Annotated in this window: 18 protein-coding genes; all 18 read right to left on the minus strand. The window is 68.8% G+C overall.

Annotation, left to right across the window (positions count from 1 at the left end; translation table 11 throughout):
• Positions 1-76: 76 nt before the first annotated feature.
• Positions 77-523 carry a DUF2550 family protein gene (locus ACFZBT_RS37015; RefSeq protein WP_391113643.1) on the minus strand — a complete coding sequence of 149 codons (447 nt, stop codon included), beginning with the start codon at positions 521-523 and terminating at the stop codon, positions 77-79.
• A gap of 130 nt (positions 524-653) precedes the next feature.
• Positions 654-1,031 carry a F0F1 ATP synthase subunit epsilon gene (locus tag ACFZBT_RS37020; protein ID WP_184590438.1) on the minus strand — a complete coding sequence of 126 codons (378 nt, stop codon included), beginning with the start codon at positions 1,029-1,031 and terminating at the stop codon, positions 654-656.
• Positions 1,032-1,150: 119 nt separating this feature from the next.
• A complete protein-coding gene (gene atpD / locus ACFZBT_RS37025) occupies positions 1,151-2,587 on the minus strand; it encodes a F0F1 ATP synthase subunit beta (protein ID WP_391113647.1) in 1,437 nt (478 codons plus the stop codon).
• Between the two features lie 3 nt (positions 2,588-2,590).
• Entirely contained in the window at positions 2,591-3,508 is a 918-nt protein-coding gene (locus ACFZBT_RS37030) for a F0F1 ATP synthase subunit gamma (protein WP_391113650.1), read from the minus strand.
• 20 nt (positions 3,509-3,528) lie between these two features.
• Entirely contained in the window at positions 3,529-5,118 is a 1,590-nt protein-coding gene (gene atpA / locus ACFZBT_RS37035) for a F0F1 ATP synthase subunit alpha (protein ID WP_391113653.1), read from the minus strand.
• Positions 5,119-5,241: 123 nt separating this feature from the next.
• Complete coding sequence (locus ACFZBT_RS37040) at positions 5,242-6,057, minus strand: F0F1 ATP synthase subunit delta (protein ID WP_391113656.1); 816 nt, start codon at positions 6,055-6,057, stop codon at positions 5,242-5,244.
• Positions 6,054-6,602 (minus strand): F0F1 ATP synthase subunit B, encoded by a 549-nt coding sequence (locus ACFZBT_RS37045; RefSeq protein ID WP_391113658.1) that lies wholly within the window; start codon positions 6,600-6,602, stop codon positions 6,054-6,056. The genes ACFZBT_RS37040 and ACFZBT_RS37045 overlap by 4 nt, the downstream gene beginning before the upstream one ends.
• Before the next feature lie 38 nt (positions 6,603-6,640).
• The gene (locus ACFZBT_RS37050; protein ID WP_030246434.1) at positions 6,641-6,880 is read right to left on the minus strand and encodes an ATP synthase subunit C; all 240 of its coding nucleotides are present in this window, start codon (positions 6,878-6,880) and stop codon (positions 6,641-6,643) included.
• A gap of 68 nt (positions 6,881-6,948) precedes the next feature.
• On the minus strand, positions 6,949-7,716 hold the full coding sequence (atpB, locus tag ACFZBT_RS37055; protein ID WP_030246430.1) for a F0F1 ATP synthase subunit A: 768 nt from the start codon (positions 7,714-7,716) through the stop codon (positions 6,949-6,951).
• Between the two features lie 273 nt (positions 7,717-7,989).
• Entirely contained in the window at positions 7,990-8,427 is a 438-nt protein-coding gene (locus ACFZBT_RS37060; protein ID WP_391113661.1) for a hypothetical protein, read from the minus strand.
• A 297-nt stretch (positions 8,428-8,724) separates the two neighbouring features.
• Entirely contained in the window at positions 8,725-10,050 is a 1,326-nt protein-coding gene (locus tag ACFZBT_RS37065; protein ID WP_391113664.1) for an MraY family glycosyltransferase, read from the minus strand.
• A 129-nt stretch (positions 10,051-10,179) separates the two neighbouring features.
• A complete protein-coding gene (gene glyA / locus ACFZBT_RS37070; RefSeq protein ID WP_391113667.1) occupies positions 10,180-11,418 on the minus strand; it encodes a serine hydroxymethyltransferase in 1,239 nt (412 codons plus the stop codon).
• A gap of 71 nt (positions 11,419-11,489) precedes the next feature.
• Complete coding sequence (locus ACFZBT_RS37075) at positions 11,490-12,170, minus strand: protein-tyrosine-phosphatase (protein ID WP_382497342.1); 681 nt, start codon at positions 12,168-12,170, stop codon at positions 11,490-11,492.
• Positions 12,167-12,814: an L-threonylcarbamoyladenylate synthase gene (locus tag ACFZBT_RS37080; RefSeq protein ID WP_391113671.1), complete on the minus strand. Its 648-nt coding sequence runs from the start codon at positions 12,812-12,814 to the stop codon at positions 12,167-12,169. Before ACFZBT_RS37080 ends, ACFZBT_RS37075 begins: the two co-directional genes overlap by 4 nt.
• A 70-nt stretch (positions 12,815-12,884) precedes the next feature.
• Entirely contained in the window at positions 12,885-13,730 is an 846-nt protein-coding gene (gene prmC, locus ACFZBT_RS37085; RefSeq protein WP_391113674.1) for a peptide chain release factor N(5)-glutamine methyltransferase, read from the minus strand.
• A 33-nt stretch (positions 13,731-13,763) separates the two neighbouring features.
• Complete coding sequence (prfA, locus tag ACFZBT_RS37090; RefSeq protein WP_391113677.1) at positions 13,764-14,840, minus strand: peptide chain release factor 1; 1,077 nt, start codon at positions 14,838-14,840, stop codon at positions 13,764-13,766.
• 107 nt (positions 14,841-14,947) lie between these two features.
• Positions 14,948-15,169 carry a 50S ribosomal protein L31 gene (gene rpmE, locus ACFZBT_RS37095; protein WP_003992975.1) on the minus strand — a complete coding sequence of 74 codons (222 nt, stop codon included), beginning with the start codon at positions 15,167-15,169 and terminating at the stop codon, positions 14,948-14,950.
• 188 nt (positions 15,170-15,357) lie between these two features.
• Positions 15,358-16,494 (minus strand): LCP family protein, encoded by a 1,137-nt coding sequence (locus ACFZBT_RS37100; RefSeq protein WP_391113680.1) that lies wholly within the window; start codon positions 16,492-16,494, stop codon positions 15,358-15,360.
• Positions 16,495-16,698: the final 204 nt, after the last annotated feature.

The following is a 16,698-nucleotide window of genomic DNA, read 5'->3' on the forward strand; positions in this document are numbered from 1 at the left end:
TTCGGCGAGTTACGCCACATTGACGCTCCCCCAGACTTCGTCCGGGGGGGGACCCCCACCCAGCGAGTGAACGCGGCTACGCCACGTTCACTCGCTGTCCGGGCGGGGCTGCCTCAAGCCACGCGAGGAAACCGGTCAGCGCGTCTTCGCTCATCGCGAGTTCGAGACGCGCGCCCCGGTGCAGACAGGCCAGGATCACATGGTCGGAGAGGAGCGCCAGCTCCTCCTCGCCCTCCGGGACGCGGCGGCCGGCCACCTCGATCGCGGAGCGCTCCAGGGTGCGGCGCGGGCGCGGCGAGTACGAGAAGACGCGGTACCACTCGACACGGTCGCCGTTGTACCGGGCCACCCCGTACGCCCAGCCTTTGCCGTTGGCGTCACCCTGCGCGGGGGCGTCCCAGCGCAGGCTGGCGTCGAAGGTGCCGCCCGAACGCTGGATGAGCCGGCGGCGCAGACCGAAGACGAACAGCCCCACCACCACTAGAGCCACCACGATTCCGCACACAGTCAGAGCGAGGACCATCGACACCGACCTCCTCGTCTCCTAGGTAACGGAACGGAAAAATCTCCCACATCTGCCTCAGCCGCGACCGGGTCCGGATCTCTCCGGTACCCAGCCGCGGCTGAGTGACGACTTCACACGGCGGACGGGGTCAGCGCGCCGCCGTGGCCGCACGCAGACGGACGTCCGCGCGGCGCTGGGCGTCCGCGTCGTCCTCCGCCTTCGCGCGCTCCAGCTCCTGCTCCGCGCGCTGGACATCGATCTCGTCCGACAGCTCGGCGACCTCCGCCAGGAGGGAGAGCTTGTCGTCCGCGAACGAGATGAATCCGCCGTGGACGGCGGCGACGACCGTCCCGCCGTCGCTCGTACGGATGGTCACCGGGCCCGACTCCAGCACACCGAGCAGCGGCTGGTGACCGGGCATGACGCCGATGTCGCCGGACGTGGTGCGCGCGACGACCAGGGTGGCCTGGCCGGACCAGACCTCACGGTCGGCCGCGACCAGCGCGACGTGCAGCTCAGCAGCCAAGGTGGCTCCTCGGGTCACCACCCGGCGGTAGTGCCGGGTGTTGGTTACAAGTCTAGTAGGCGTGACAGAGGGGGCGGGACGAGCCCCGCCCCCTCATGATGACTCGAGCGCTGCCCGGGTCAGGAGACGCCCAGCTCCTTGGCGTTGTTCTTCAGGTCCTCGAGACCACCGCACATGAAGAACGCCTGCTCCGGGAAGTGGTCGTACTCGCCGTCGCAGATCGCGTTGAACGCGGCGATCGACTCGTCCAGCGGCACGTCCGAACCGTCCACGCCGGTGAACTGCTTGGCGGCGTGGGTGTTCTGGGACAGGAAGCGCTCCACGCGACGGGCACGGTGGACGACGAGCTTGTCCTCCTCGCCGAGCTCGTCGATACCGAGGATCGCGATGATGTCCTGCAGGTCCTTGTACTTCTGCAGGATGTTCTTCACGCGCATCGCGGCGTTGTAGTGCTCCGCCGTGATGTACCGCGGGTCGAGGATGCGGGACGTCGAGTCCAGCGGGTCCACGGCCGGGTAGATGCCCTTCTCGGAGATCGGACGGGAGAGCACCGTCGTCGCGTCGAGGTGGGCGAAGGTGGTGGCCGGGGCCGGGTCCGTCAGGTCGTCCGCGGGGACGTAGATCGCCTGCATCGAGGTGATCGAGTGACCACGGGTCGAGGTGATGCGCTCCTGGAGGGTGCCCATCTCGTCGGCCAGGTTCGGCTGGTAGCCCACCGCGGAGGGCATACGGCCGAGCAGGGTCGACACCTCGGAACCGGCCTGGGTGAAGCGGAAGATGTTGTCGATGAAGAACAGCACGTCCTGCTTCTGGACGTCACGGAAGTACTCCGCCATCGTCAGGCCGGCCAGGGCCACGCGCAGACGGGTGCCCGGGGGCTCGTCCATCTGGCCGAAGACCAGAGCGGTCTTGTCCAGAACTCCGGACTCTTCCATCTCCGCGATGAGGTCGTTGCCCTCACGGGTGCGCTCACCGACGCCCGCGAAGACGGAGACGCCCTCGTGGAGGTTGGCGACACGCATGATCATTTCCTGGATCAGCACGGTCTTGCCGACACCGGCACCACCGAACAGACCGATCTTGCCGCCCTTGACGTACGGGGTGAGCAGGTCGACGACCTTCAGACCCGTCTCGAACATCTCGGTCTTCGACTCGAGCTGGTCGAACGCGGGGGCCTTGCGGTGGATGGACCAGCGCTCGCCCTCGTGGACCTCGTCGGTGTTCAGCACCTCACCGAGGGTGTTGAACACCTTGCCCTTGGTGAAGTCGCCGACCGGGACGGTGATGCCCGCACCGGTGTCGGTCACCGGGGCCTGGCGGACCAGACCGTCGGTGGGCTGCATGGAGATGGCGCGGACCAGGCCGTCACCCAGGTGCTGGGCGACCTCGAGGGTCAGCGTCTTCTTCTCGCCCGCCAGCGCCGGGTCGGCGACCTCGACGTGAAGGGCGTTGTAGATCTCCGGCATCGCGTCGACGGGGAACTCCACGTCGACGACCGGGCCGATGACCCGCGCGACGCGGCCCGTCGCCGTGGCCGTCTCAACAGTGGTGGTCATTTGTCAGTCACTCCCCGCGGTCGCGTCGGCCAGGGCACTGGCGCCACCGACGATCTCGCTGATTTCCTGGGTGATTTCGGCCTGGCGGGCCTGGTTGGCAAGCCGGGTGAGGTTCTCGATGAGATCACCGGCGTTGTCGGTCGCCGACTTCATCGCGCGCCGCGTGGCGGCGTGCTTCGAGGCGGCCGACTGGAGCAGCGCGTTGTAGATGCGGCTCTCGACGTAGCGCGGCAGCAGGGCGTCCAGGACGTCCTCCGCCGAGGGCTCGAAGTCGAACAGCGGGAGGATCTCGCCCTTGCTCGGCTTCGCCTCCTCCGCGACCTCGTCGAGGCTGAGCGGCAGCAGCCGCGCCTCGACGGCCGTCTGCGTCATCATCGACACGAACTCGGTGTAGACGATGTGGAGCTCGTCCACGCCGCCCTCGGCCGTCTCCGTCTCGATCGCCTCGATCAGCGGGGCCGCGACCTTCTTGGCGTCCGCGTACGAGGGGTCGTCGGTGAAGCCCGTGAACGACTCCGCGACCTTGCGCTCGCGGAAGTTGTAGTGGGCGAGACCGCGGCGGCCGACGATGTAGTTGACGACCTCCTTGCCCTCACCCTCGAGCCGCTCGGTGAGCTTCTCCGCGGCCTTGATGGCGTTGGAGTTGAAGGCGCCGGCCAGCCCGCGGTCGCTCGTGAGGAGCAGGACCGCGACGCGGGTCGGGTTCTCCGCCTCCGTCGTCAGCGGGTGCTTGGTGTTCGACCCGGTGGCGACCGCGGTGACCGCGCGGGTGAGCTCGGTCGCATACGGGGTGGAGGCCGCCACCTTGCGCTGCGCCTTGACGACGCGCGAGGCGGCGATCATCTCCATCGCCTTCGTGATCTTCTTGGTCGCGGAGACGGATCGGATGCGACGCTTGTAGACCCGGAGCTGGGCTCCCATGAGTCAGGTCCCTTCCGTCGTCACTTACCGGCAGCCGGGGTGTCCTCGCCGAGCAGCTTGCCGTCGGAGGTCTCGAACTGCTTCTTGAACTCCGCGATGCCGTCGGCGACAGCCTGCAGGGTGTCGTCGGACATCTTGCCGCCCTCGCGGATGGAGGTCATCAGACCCTGCTCCTTGCGGTGCAGGTACTCCAGCAGCTCCTTCTCGAAGCGGCGGATGTCGGCGACGGGGACGTCGTCCATCTTGCCGGTGGTGCCGGCCCAGACGGAGACGACCTGGTCCTCGGTGGCCATCGGCTGGTACTGCGGCTGCTTCAGCAGCTCGACCATGCGCTGACCACGCTCCAGCTGCGACTTGGACGCGGCGTCCAGGTCGGAACCGAAGGCGGCGAACGCCTCCAGCTCGCGGAACTGGGCGAGGTCCACACGCAGACGGCCGGAGACCTGCTTCATCGCCTTGTGCTGCGCGGAACCACCGACTCGGGAGACGGAGATACCGACGTTCAGCGCGGGGCGCTGACCGGCGTTGAACAGGTCCGACTCCAGGAAGCACTGGCCGTCGGTGATGGAGATGACGTTGGTCGGGATGAACGCCGAGACGTCGTTGGCCTTGGTCTCGACGATCGGCAGACCGGTCATCGAGCCGGCACCCATCTCGTCGGAGAGCTTGGCGCAGCGCTCCAGCAGACGGGAGTGCAGGTAGAAGACGTCACCCGGGTAGGCCTCACGGCCCGGCGGGCGGCGCAGCAGCAGCGACACGGCGCGGTAGGCGTCGGCCTGCTTCGACAGGTCGTCGAAGATGATGAGGACGTGCTTGCCCTCGTACATCCACTGCTGACCGATGGCCGAACCGGTGTACGGCGCCAGGTACTTGAAGCCGGCCGGGTCGGACGCCGGGGCGGCGACGATGGTCGTGTACTCCAGCGCGCCGGCCTCCTCCAGAGCGCCGCGCACGCCGGCGATGGTGGAGCCCTTCTGGCCGATGGCGACGTAGATGCAGCGGACCTGCTTGTTCGGGTCGCCCGAGCGCCAGTTGTCGCGCTGGTTGATGATCGTGTCGACGGCCAGGGCGGTCTTGCCGGTCTGGCGGTCACCGATGATCAGCTGACGCTGGCCGCGGCCGACGGGGGTCATCGCGTCGACGGCCTTGTAGCCGGTCTCCATCGGCTCGTGCACCGACTTGCGCTGCATGACCGTGGGGGCCTGCAGTTCGAGGGCACGGCGGCCCTCGGACTCGATCTCGCCGAGGCCGTCGATCGGGTTGCCGAGGGGGTCGACCACACGGCCGAGGTAGCCCTCGCCGACCGCAACGGAGAGAACCTCGCCGGTACGCGAGACCGGCTGCCCCTCCTCGACGCCGCTGAACTCGCCGAGGACGATGGCACCGATCTCGCGCTCCTCGAGGTTGAGGGCGAGGCCGAGGGTGCCGTCCTCGAACTTCAGCAGCTCGTTGGCCATGGCCGAGGGCAGACCCTCGACCTTCGCGATGCCGTCGCCGGCAAAGGTGACCGTACCGACCTCCTCGCGCGAGGCCGCGTCCGGCTTGTACGCCTGGACGAAGTTCTCCAGCGCGTCCCGGATCTCCTCCGGCCGGATCGTGAGCTCCGCCATCTGGGTTCCCTGCTCTCCTTGTTGGGCCCGAAGTTTCTTTGGGGGTCTGGGGGCGACCCCCAGGATTCTTCTGCACGGCCCAACCAGGGCCGTCGTAAGTACGTGGTGCTATTGAGTTGCTGCTCAGCTCGCCAGGCGGCGGCTCGCGTCCTCCAGCCGGTCCGCGAGGGAGCCGTTGATGACCTCGTCGCCGACCTGCACCCGGATTCCGCCGAGGACCTCGGGGTCCACGTCCAGGTTGAGGTGCATCCGGCGGCCGTAGATCTTCGCGAGGGCGTCGCCCAGGCGCCGCTTCTGCGGGTCACTCAGCGGCACCGCCGAGGTGACGATGGCCACCATGCGGTCCCGGCGCTCGGCAGCGAGCTTGGACAGGGACTCCAGTCCCGACTCCAGGCTACGTCCCCGCGGCGCGGTCACAAGGCGCGTCACCAGACGCTCGGTGGCCGACTGCGCCCTGCCGCCGAGCAGGCTGCGCAGCAGCTCGCCCTTGGCCGAGGTGGTGGCCTTCCGGTCGGTCAGCGCGGCACGCAGCCCGGTGCTGCCGGAGACGATCCGGCCGAACCGGAACAGCTCGTCCTCGACGTCGTCGAGCTTGCCGGCCTTCTGCGCGGCGGTGAGGTCGGCGGTGTCGGCCAGCTGCTCCAGCGCGTCCACCAGGTCGCGCGACTGCGACCAGCGGGAGCGCACCATGCCGGCGACCAGGTCGGCGGCCGGGCCGCTGACCTGGGTGCCGAGCAGACGCTGGGCCAGCTCGGCCTTCGCCTCTCCGGCCTGCGCCGGGTCGGTGAGGACCCGACGCAGCGATACCTCGCGGTGGAGCAGAGCGGTGACGGCGGCCAGCTCGTCGGCGAGCGACACCGCGTCGACGGACGTGGAGTCCGTCAGCGCGTCGAGACGCTCTCGTGCGGCTGCCAGGGCCTCGCGGCTCGCTCCGTTCATCGCCCGGCCTCGGCCTTCTCCTCGAGGTCGTCGAGGAACCGGTCGATCACGCGGCTCTGGCGGGCGTGGTCCTCGAGGGACTCGCCGACCAGCTTGCCGGCCAGGTCGGTGGCGAGCTTGCCGACGTCCTGGCGCAGCGCGGACGCGGCGGCCTTGCGGTCGGCCTCGATCTGCGAGTGGCCGGCGGCGACGATCTCCTCGCGCTGACGCTGGCCCTCGGCCCGCATCTCGGCGATGAGCGTGGCGCCCTGCTCCTGCGCCTCCTGGCGCAGACGCGCGGCCTCGTGCCGGGCCTCGGCGAGCTGTGCCTTGTACTGCTCAAGGACGCTCTGGGCCTCGACCTTCATGGTCTCGGCCTCTTCGATACCGCCTTCGATCGCCGCGCGGCGCTCCTCCAGAACCTTGTTGATGTTCGGAAGCAGCTTCTTCCAGAAGAAGAAGAACACGATGGCGAAGGCGATGGTGCCGACGAGCAGCTCGGGGCCCGGAGGAACGAGCGGGTTCTGCTCTTCCTCGGCCGCCAGCTGCACCAGGTTGGCGATCACATCAGTGCCTTTCGTCGATGCCTGTCGGTAGGGATTTTTTAGTCAATACCGAAGACGAACGGCATGACGATGCCGATGAGGGCGAGCGCCTCACAGAAGGCGAAGCCCAGGATCTGGTTGGCACGGATCAGGCCGGCGGCCTCGGGCTGGCGGGCGAGGGCCTGGGTGCCGTTGCCGAAGATGATGCCGACGCCGATGCCGGGGCCGATAGCCGAGAGGCCGTAACCGACGGAACCGATGGAACCGGAGACAGCGGCGAGGGTCTCAGTGGCAGCCATGCTGAATCTTCCTTCTCTTAACGGACCGGTGGGGGTTGGCCACCGGACGACCGGGGGTGGGGTGGGGCTCAGTGATGCTCAGCGAGAGCGCCCTGGATGTACGTGCAGGCGAGGAGTACGAAGACGTACGCCTGGACGGCCTGCACGAAAAGCTCGAAGCCGATCATGGCGATGGTCATCACGAAGGAGACACCGGCCGCCGGGATCATCCAGCTGTTCAGCAGGTACCAGGACGCGACGGTGAACATGACCAGCATCAGGTGGCCGGCGAACATGTTGGCGAAGAGTCGCACCGCGTGCGTGAACGGCCGGACGAGCAGGTTCGAGAAGAACTCGATGACCATCACGAGCGGCAGCACTCCGCCGAGCGACTTGTCGTAGCCGGTGACGTTCTTGAAGAACCCGACGAAGCCGTGCCGCTTGAAGGTCAGCGAGACCCAGGTCACGTAGACGATCACGGCCAGGACGGCCGGGAACGCGATGATCGACGACACCGGGAACTGGGCCAGCGGGATCACGGACCAGATGTTCATGATCCAGATGAAGAAGAACAGCGAGACCATCAGAGGGACGTACTTCTCGCCCTCCTTCTTTCCGAGGGTCTCGTAGACGATGCCGCGGCGGACGAAGTCGTAGCCGGCCTCACCGACCATCTGCAGCTTGCCCGGCACCACCTTGGCCTTGCCGAAGGCCGCCCAGAAGAAGCCGATGACGAGGATGGTGGTGATGATGGCGAGCAGCATCACCTTGTTGAACTCGAACCCTCCAACCGTGGCAATCGGCTTGAAGAGGAACGAGTGCAGGCCCGGTGCCGGAAAACCACACCCGTCGGACATGATCCGACAGCTCCAGTCAAAGGCGAGCTGGGTCTGGTCAGCACTCACCGCGGGCTCCTTCGGCGTGACGCATGGGTACGGCAACCTCGTTGTGTCGGCGCGGCGCGCAGCCGCGGATCGGCACTGGACTGGTGTTACGGATGTGAGGGCGGCTTTGGGGCATCGAGCCTCGCGTTCGAGCAGGCGTCAGCTCAGATGCCCGCGCCCGCGATGCCGCAGTTGGCACCGGACGATAGCAGGAGTTCGAAGTGCTCTTTATCGCGCCCCTACTCGTCACGACGACGGCCCGGTCTTCTCCGGCTTCTCACTCTTCGCGGAGTCCGGGTCGATGTAGAAGAGCTTGGCCTTCATGTGCGCACGAGCCTGCGCAGCCATCCACACGACGGTCGCGACGATGATCCCGGCGGCGAACGCCTTCGGGTTGAAGAGGGAGGTGCCCTTGAAGAGAGCGACGAAGATGAGGAGCAGCAGGAGCTGGGCCATGTAGAGCATCAGCCCCATGGCCTGGAACAACTGCGGGAGCGTTTTTGCCGTCCACTGGAGAACGAAGAGGCCGATTCCCATGAAGAGGATGGCCAGCGCCGCGCCGACGGCCGCTCCGACGGCTCCCTTGCCTCCGGCCACCACGCCGCTGACGGCGACCGCGACCGCACCGGCAGCCGCTGTGGGCACAGCGCACTGCAAGAGGTTCCGGGCGTCATTGGACGGCATGGCGGCAACTCCGCTTTCGCAGGGGGCAGGGGTGTCGTCATGGACGAGCGTAGTCCCGGGCTGAGTGGAGTCCTCACGCCAATGGACCGTCGCACTGCGGTCCTTCGGCTCTATCCGGGGGTTCTCGTGAACCGTATCACAAACTATTTGATGCAGTCTTTACCTGGGGGTGTGCGAGCAGTCACACATGAGAGTGATGCTGCGCGTCTGTGCAAGAACAGCGCCGACTTGTCTGGTATTGGGGCGCTTCGCTCCCCCATCACAACCCCACGACTTGGCAATGCTCTAGTCAGATTCTTACCTTGTCCCGGCCTTGCGCCGGTCCGCCAGACGCGAACGGGGGCCGATCGCGGTCGCCCCGTTGACACCGGAGACCCCGGCCACCCCGGACACCCCTGGCGCCACAGCCGCCGACGCCGGCGTCGAGGCCTCGGGTGAGAGCGCCGGGACGGAGGCGCGGCGCCGGTAGCGCGGCGGCACGAAGCGCTCCATCCAGCGCGGGGCGCGCGGCGTGAAGCGCGGCAGCAGAAGCAGCAGCAGACCGATCGCGCTGAGGAAGACGACGCCGAGCACGATCCACATGGACGCCGAGTTGACCGAGTAGGCGAGCGCCCCGAAGGCGATCAGCGCCGACCAGAAGTACATGATCAGCACCGCGCGGCTGTGCGAGTGGCCGATCTCCAGGAGACGGTGGTGCAGGTGGCCGCGGTCGGCGGCGAACGGCGACTGGCCGCGCCAGGTGCGCCGCACGATGGCCAGGATCAGGTCGGCTGCCGGGATCGCGATGATCGTCAACGGCATCAGCAGGGGGATGAAGACGGGAAGCATCGCGTGGGTCGTCTCCCGGTCACCGCCGAGGTTGACGTTGAGTGCCTCAACGTCCAGCTGGCCGGTGACGGACACGGCGCTCGCCGCGAGGACCAAACCGATCAGCATGGAGCCGGAGTCCCCCATGAAGATCCGGGCGGGGTGCATGTTGTGCGGCAGGAAACCGAGGCACATCCCCATGAGCACGGCGGAGAACAGGGTCGCGGGGGCCGCCGCCTCGGCGCCGTAGCCGTACCAGATCCGGTAGCTGTAGAGGAAGAACGCCGCCGCGGCGATGCACACCATGCCCGCCGCCAGGCCGTCCAGGCCGTCCACGAAGTTGACCGCGTTGATGGTGATGACCACCAGGGCCACGGTGAGCAGGTTGCCCTGCCACGGGGTGACGGACACCGTTCCGACACCGGGGATGGGGAGCCACAGGATGGTCAGGCCCTGGAGGATCATGACGCCGGCCGCGATCATCTGGCCGCCCAGCTTGATCAGAGCGCCCAGCTCGAACTTGTCGTCCAGCACACCCATCAGCCAGATCAGCGCCGCCCCCGAGAGCAGCGCCCGGGGCTCGTTCGACGTCGTGAAGACCTGGTTGAGGTTGGTCAGATGGTCGGCGACCAGCAGACCCGCGCACAGGCCGAAGAACATCGCGATCCCGCCGAGCCGCGGAGTGGGTTCCCGGTGCACGTCACGTGCCCGGATCTCCGGCATCGCTCCGGCCACGATCGCGAATTTCCGTACCGGCCCTGTCAGCAGATACGTCACCGCGGCCGTGATGCAGAGCGTCAGCAGGTATTCACGCACGGGCTTCCCCACAGGTCTCGCTGGCCATCACAGCCCCACACCCTAGCGATGCGCGCATATGGGTGGGGACTTCCGGGTAGCGACGATGGTTGCACGAGTGGCTGTGCACCCTGGTGCGTCTACCCCCACTCAGTGCGGATACGGCGGAAATCCACCGGCCAGCTCCCGCACATCTTCACGGGCCCTCGCGGTCTCGGTCACGCCCCTGAGCACCCCCGCGAGCAGCTTGGCGATCCTCGCCATCTCCGCCTCCCCCATGCCCTGCGTGGTGACCGCGGCCGTGCCCAGCCTGAGGCCGCGGGCGTCGCCGTGAGGAAGCGCACAGCAGTCCAGGACCAGGCCGGCCGCGGCGAGACGGCCGCGGGCGGTGCGTCCGTCGATGCCCAGGGGTGACGGGTCGGCGGTGATGAGGTGGGTGTCGGTGCCGCCGGTGGTGACGACCAGGCCCTCGGCGGCCAGCCGCGCCGCGAGAACCCTCGCATTGGCGACCACCTGATGGGCGTACGCGACGAACGCCGGTGTTGCCGCCTCCCCGAACGCGACCGCCTTGGCGGCGACGGTGTGCATCTGCGCGCCGCCCTGTGTGAAAGGAAACACCGCCCGGTCGACCCGCTCGGCCAGCTCCGCGCGGCACAGGATCATGCCGCCGCGCGGGCCGCGCAGCACCTTGTGGGTGGTCGCGCAGACGATGTCCGCGTACGGCACCGGGTTCGGCGCCGCCCTCCCGGCGACGAGCCCGATGGGGTGCGCGGCGTCCGCGACGAGGTAGGCGCCCACCTCGTCGGCGACCTCGCGGAAGAAGGCGTAGTCGATGTGCCGGGGGTAGGCGATCGAACCGCACACGATCGCCTTGGGCCGGCGCGTGCGGGCCAGGGTGCGCACCTGCTCGTGGTCGATGAACCCGGACTCGGCCTCCACGCCGTAGCCGGCGAAGTCGAACCAGCGGCCGGAGAAGTTGGCGGGCGAGCCGTGGGTGAGATGGCCGCCGTGGGGCAGGCCGAGGGCGAGGACGGTGTCGCCGGGGCGGAGCAGCGCGGCGTAGGCGGCCAGCACCGCCGAAGAGCCCGAGTGCGGCTGGACGTTGGCGTGGTCGGCACCGAACAGGGCCCGGGCCCGGTCCACGGCGAGGCGCTCGGCGACGTCGACGATCTCGCACCCGCCGTGGTGCCTCGCGCCCGGGTAGCCCTCGGCGTACTTGTTGGCCAGCGGCGAACCGAGGGCGGCCAGCACGGCCGGCGAGGTGAAGTTCTCGGCGGCGATCAGCTGGAGCGTCGTCGACTGCCGTTCCCGCTCCGCGAGCAGGACGTCGGCGAGTTCGGGGTCCTGGTGGCGCAGGACGTCGGCCTCGATGGCAGGGGTGACCGTCATGATGGGCTCCGGGCGGCGTCGACGGTGACGTACGTCCAATGTAGGCCCGGTGCCCCCGGGGCGCTCGGCTGCTACGCCTTTGCGGGGACACCCGTGAGGGCCGTGACCACCGGATCGAGTGCCTGGTGTATCTCGTCCCCGATGGACCGGAAGAACGTCAGGGGCGCCCCGTACGGGTCGTACACCTCGTCGGCCTCGGCGTTCGGCGCCAGGAGCCACCCGCGTAGAGCCGCCGCGGCGCGCACCAGCGCACGCGCGCGGATGACCACGCCCTCCTCCAGGGGCGGCAGGGTCGCCGGGTCGATGGCCTTCACCAGACGGGTGAACTCCTTGAGCGTGAAGGTCCGCAGGCCCGCCGAGTGCCCCATCGAGATGACCTGGGCCCGGTGGTCCCGGGTGGCGGTCAGCACCAGGTCGGCGCGGATCACATGCTCGTCGAGGAGTTCACGCCCGGTGAAGCCGGAGGCGTCCGCGCCGAAGTCGGCCAGGACGGTCTCCGCGTGGGACTCCATGGGCGCGCCCTCGTGGCCCCAGGTGCCGGCGCTCTCCACGATCAGCCCGCCGCCCAGGATGCCCAGCCGCTCCCGCACGGCATGGCGGGTCAGCCGCTCGGTGATGGGCGAGCGGCACACATTGCCGGTACTGACGTGGAGGATGCGGAAGCTGTCACGCGGAAGCCCCACGAACGTCGTCGTGATCTCCGCCGCGCTTTCCCCGTTGCCTATGCCACGCCCCGCTCCAGGGGCCGTCAATTCGCCACCTCGAGGTCGGGTACGACCTTTCGGAGCTCGTCCGCCGAGAGAGCACCGGCACGCAGCAGCAGCGGCACCTCACGGGTCACGTCGACGATCGACGACGGCACGTTGCCGGGGGTCGGTCCGCCGTCGAGGTAGACGGAGACGGAGTCGCCGAGCATCTCCTGCGCGGCGTCGCAGTCCTCCGGCGCCGGGTGGCCGGTGAGGTTGGCGGACGACACGGCCATCGGGCCGACCTCGGTGAGCAGCTCGATGGCGACCGGGTGCAGCGGCATGCGCACGGCGACGGTGCCACGGGTGTCCCCCAGGTCCCACTGGAGGGACGGCTGGTGCTTGGCGACGAGGGTCAGCGCGCCCGGCCAGAAGGCGTCGACGAGCTCCCAGGCCAGCTCGGAGAAGTCCGTGACGAGCCCGTGCAGGGTGTTCGGGGAGCCGATGAGGACAGGGGTGGGCATGTTGCGGCCCCGGCCCTTGGCGTCCAGCAGGTCGGCGACGGCCTCCGAGGAGAACGCGTCGGCGCCGATGCCGTACACCGTGTCCGTCGGCAGCACCACGAGCTCGCCACGGCGGACGGCGGACCCTGCCTCACGCAGACCGGTCACACGGTCGGTCGCGTCGTTGGTGTCGTATCGCCGTGCCATCTTTAGCTGGCCTCCTCGTACACGTGCTGCTGGGATGAAGTCCACGAAGACTGCGGGGTGTCCGGTGTGCTCACGGCAGCGCCTTGCGGGCCGTGGCGAAACGCGGGCGCTTGTTGAGGTCCGGATGGTCGGCCGCGTCGGCCCAGCCCCGCTCCTCGGTGAAGATCCACGGCACCTGGCCGCCCTGGGTGTCGGCGTGCTCCACGACGACGACGCCGCCGGGGCGCAGCAGCCGGTGCGCGGTGCGTTCCAGGCCGCGGATGAGGTCGAGGCCGTCCTCGCCGGAGAAGAGGGCGAGGCCGGGGTCGTAGTCCCGGGCCTCGGGGGCGACGTACTCCCACTCGGTGAGCGGGATGTACGGCGGGTTGGTGATGACGAGGTCGACCTGGCCGTCGAGGTCCGGGAAGGCCGTCAGGGCGTCGCCCTGACGCAGCTCGACCCTGGACCCCTCCACGTTCTTGCGGGTCCACCTGAGGGCGTCCTCGGACAGCTCCACGGCGTGCACGCGGGAGCGCGGCACCTCCTGGGCGAGGGCGAGCGCGATGGCGCCGGAGCCGGTGCACAGGTCGACGATGCACGGCTCGACGACGTCCATGGCCCGCACGGCGTCTATGGCCCAGCCGACCACGGACTCGGTCTCGGGCCGCGGTACGAACACCCCGGGGCCGACCTGGAGTTCCAGGTACCGGAAGTAGGCCCGCCCGGTGATGTGCTGGAGCGGCTCGCGGGCCTCGCGGCGGGCGATGACCTCCCAGTAACGGGCGTCGAAGTCGGAGTCCTTGACGGAGTGCAGCTCGCCGCGCTTGACGCCGTGCACGAACGCGGCGAGTTCCTCCGCGTCGGTGCGCGGCGAGGGCACGCCGGCGTCGGCGAGCCGCTGGGTGGCCTGGGCCACCTCCGCGAGCAGCAGGTTCACGCAAGTCCTCCGGTACTCGTACTCCTACGTGTCTTACGCGGCCGCCAGCTTGGCCGCCGAGTCCGCGTCGACACAGGCCTGGATCACCGCTGCGAGGTCGCCGTCCAGGACCTGGTCCAGGTTGTAGGCCTTGAAGCCGACGCGGTGGTCCGAGATGCGGTTCTCCGGGAAGTTGTAGGTGCGGATCTTCTCGGAGCGGTCGACGGTGCGGACCTGGCTGCGGCGGGCGTCGGCGGCCTCCCTCTCCGCCTCCTCCTGCGCCGCTGCGAGCAGCCTCGAGCGCAGGATACGCAGTGCCTGCTCCTTGTTCTGCAGCTGGCTCTTCTCGTTCTGGCAGGAGGCGACGACTCCGGTGGGAATGTGCGTGATGCGCACGGCGGAGTCGGTGGTGTTGACGGACTGTCCGCCCGGCCCCGAGGAGCGGTAGACGTCGATGCGGAGGTCGTTGGGGTTGATCTCCACGTCGACCTCCTCGGCCTCCGGGGTGACCAGCACACCGGCGGCGGAGGTGTGGATACGGCCCTGGGACTCCGTGGCCGGCACCCGCTGCACGCGGTGGACTCCGCCCTCGTACTTCAGCCGCGCCCAGACGCCCTGACCGGGCTCGGTGGCTCCCTGGCCGCCCTTGGTCTTCACGGCGACCTGGACGTCCTTGTAGCCGCCAAGCTCGGACTCGGTGGCGTCGATGATCTCGGTCTTCCAGCCGACCCGCTCGGCGTAGCGCAGGTACATGCGCAGCAGGTCGCCGGCGAACAGCGCGGACTCGTCGCCGCCCGCGCCGGCCTTGATCTCGAGGATGACGTCCTTGTCGTCGCTGGGGTCGCGCGGGACGAGGAGGAGGCGCAGCTTCTCCGTGAGCTCCTCGCGCTGCCGCTCCAGGTCCTTGACCTCGGCCGCGAAGTCGGGGTCGTCGGCGGCCAGTTCGCGCGCGGTGTCGATGTCGTCGCCCGTCTGCGTCCAGGAGCGGTACGTGGCGACGATCGGGGTGAGCTCGGCGTAACGCTTGTTCAGCTTGCGCGCGTTGGCCTGGTCGGAGTGGACCGACGGGTCGGCGAGCTTCTTCTCCAGGTCGGCGTGCTCGGCGACGAGTTCCTCGACTGCCTCGAACATCTTGTGGCTCCTGTGTACGGACGGGGGTGAAGGGCGGGCGACCAAAAACGCCGGTCCCGGAGCGCCCTCGGTGGGGGCGCGTCCGTGGACCGGCGAATCGGAGCTCGCTACTTCTTGGAGCCGGCGGCCTTGCCGAAGCGGGCCTCGAAGCGGGCCACACGGCCACCGGTGTCGAGGATCTTCTGCTTGCCCGTGTAGAACGGGTGGCACTCGGAGCAGACGTCGGCACGGATGGTGCCGGACTCGATGGTGCTGCGAGTCGTGAACGACGCGCCGCAGGTGCAGCTGACCTGCGTCTCGACGTACTCGGGGTGGATGTCGCGCTTCAAGGTGTCTCCTAGGTTTCGGGAGGGCGCCGGGTCGCTGACGCGGGGTGCGGGAGCGTGAACCGGAGCCGACGTACCAGTCTGCCAGGACTGGGGCCATCCCCCAAAACCGGGGGTTGCTGTGATCTATTCCCCCGCGGGCCGGTGGGGGTTGTCGGCGCAGTTCCCCGCGCCCCTGAGGGACGTGCCCGTCAGGGCGCGCTGACGACGCCCTTGGCCTCGCCCGAGGCGTTGCCCTTTGTCGCGCTCTTCGGGATCGGCTTGTCGTGCTCCAGGGCCTTCCAGATCTGGTCGGCCTTCTTCTCCTGGAGGAGGACTCGGTTGGGGTCGGCGGGGTCGTAGGCGACCGGCATCGTGACCATGTTCATGTTCGCCGGGGTGATGCCCTTGAGGCCGTTCGCGAAGGAGACGAGCTTGTTGACCGAGCCGAGGTCGGAGTCGGCCGTCACGGTCTTGGTCGCGGTTTCCGCGAGGTCGTAGAGCTTCTTCGGGTTGGAGAAGACGCCGACGTCCTTGACCTGGTTGAGCAGGGCCTTGATGAAGGCCTGCTGGAGCTGGATGCGGCCCAGGTCGGAGCCGTCGCCCACGCCGTGCCGGGTGCGGACCAGGCCGAGGGCCTGCTCGCCGTCGAGTCTGTGGGTGCCGGCCTTGAGCTTCAGGTGGCTGTCGGGGTCGTCGATGGCCTTGCTCGTGGTCACCTCGACGCCGCCGAGATCGTCGATGAGCGTCTGGAAGCCGGCGAAGTCGACCTCCAGGTAGTGGTCCATGCGCAGGTCGGTGATCGACTCGACGGTCTTCACGGCGCAGGCGGCCCCGCCCGTGGAGTACGCGGAGTTGAACATCACGCCGTTCGCGGCGGGGTGCTGCTCGCCCTTGGTGTCCGTGCAGGAGGGCCGGTCGATGAGGGTGTCGCGCGGGATGGAGACCACGCTGGCCTTCTTGTGGCCCTTGTTGACGTGCACGATCATCGCCGTGTCGGAGCGGGCGCTGCCGTCGTCGGTACCGCCGCCGAGCTTCTTGTTGCCGCCGGCGCGGGTGTCGGAGCCGAGGACCAGGATGTTCTCGGAGCCGTTGTCGGCCTTCTTCGGCCGGTCGGTGCCGAGGGCCTGGTCGATGTCGACGCTCTTGAGGTTGCCGTTGAGCTTGAAGTACACGTACCCCGCCCCGGTCCCGCCCAGGACGACGATGCCGGCCGCGGTCCAGGCCGTGATCATCAGGCCCTTGTGACGCTTGCGGGGCTTACGGCGTCGACCCTTGGCGCGGTGTCGCGATCCGGTGGTGCCGGTATCGCCCGGTATGCCCGGACCCGGCGTGCTCTCGGCAGACATGTGCTCCTCGGCTCGTCTTCGGTCGATTACCCCCTGCTGTCGGTGCCAGGCGTTCTCGGTCGGGGGGACTACCCCCTGGCACCATCGTCGCTCCGCCTGGTCAGACGGGGAAACTCGGGAAAGGGTTGCACAACGGACTGTGCCCACCGCGTGGGGCGGTGGGCACAGTCCGTGTTCGTCACAGCGGGGTGTATCCCGCTCACC

Source organism: Streptomyces sp. NPDC008137 (assembly GCF_042957035.1).
GTDB lineage: Bacteria > Actinomycetota > Actinomycetes > Streptomycetales > Streptomycetaceae > Streptomyces.

Coding starts and splice junctions, on each gene's coding strand:
- ACFZBT_RS37015 (WP_391113643.1), bottom strand. CDS start 523: ATGGTCCTCGCTCTGACTGTGTGCGGAATCGTGGTGGCTCTAGTGGTG.
- atpD (WP_391113647.1), bottom strand. CDS start 2,587: ATGACCACCACTGTTGAGACGGCCACGGCGACGGGCCGCGTCGCGCGG.
- ACFZBT_RS37030 (WP_391113650.1), bottom strand. CDS start 3,508: ATGGGAGCCCAGCTCCGGGTCTACAAGCGTCGCATCCGATCCGTCTCC.
- atpA (WP_391113653.1), bottom strand. CDS start 5,118: ATGGCGGAGCTCACGATCCGGCCGGAGGAGATCCGGGACGCGCTGGAG.
- ACFZBT_RS37040 (WP_391113656.1), bottom strand. CDS start 6,057: ATGAACGGAGCGAGCCGCGAGGCCCTGGCAGCCGCACGAGAGCGTCTC.
- ACFZBT_RS37050 (WP_030246434.1), bottom strand. CDS start 6,880: ATGGCTGCCACTGAGACCCTCGCCGCTGTCTCCGGTTCCATCGGTTCC.
- atpB (WP_030246430.1), bottom strand. CDS start 7,716: ATGTCCGACGGGTGTGGTTTTCCGGCACCGGGCCTGCACTCGTTCCTC.
- ACFZBT_RS37060 (WP_391113661.1), bottom strand. CDS start 8,427: ATGCCGTCCAATGACGCCCGGAACCTCTTGCAGTGCGCTGTGCCCACA.
- glyA (WP_391113667.1), bottom strand. CDS start 11,418: ATGACGGTCACCCCTGCCATCGAGGCCGACGTCCTGCGCCACCAGGAC.
- ACFZBT_RS37080 (WP_391113671.1), bottom strand. CDS start 12,814: ATGGCACGGCGATACGACACCAACGACGCGACCGACCGTGTGACCGGT.
- prfA (WP_391113677.1), bottom strand. CDS start 14,840: ATGTTCGAGGCAGTCGAGGAACTCGTCGCCGAGCACGCCGACCTGGAG.
- ACFZBT_RS37100 (WP_391113680.1), bottom strand. CDS start 16,494: ATGTCTGCCGAGAGCACGCCGGGTCCGGGCATACCGGGCGATACCGGC.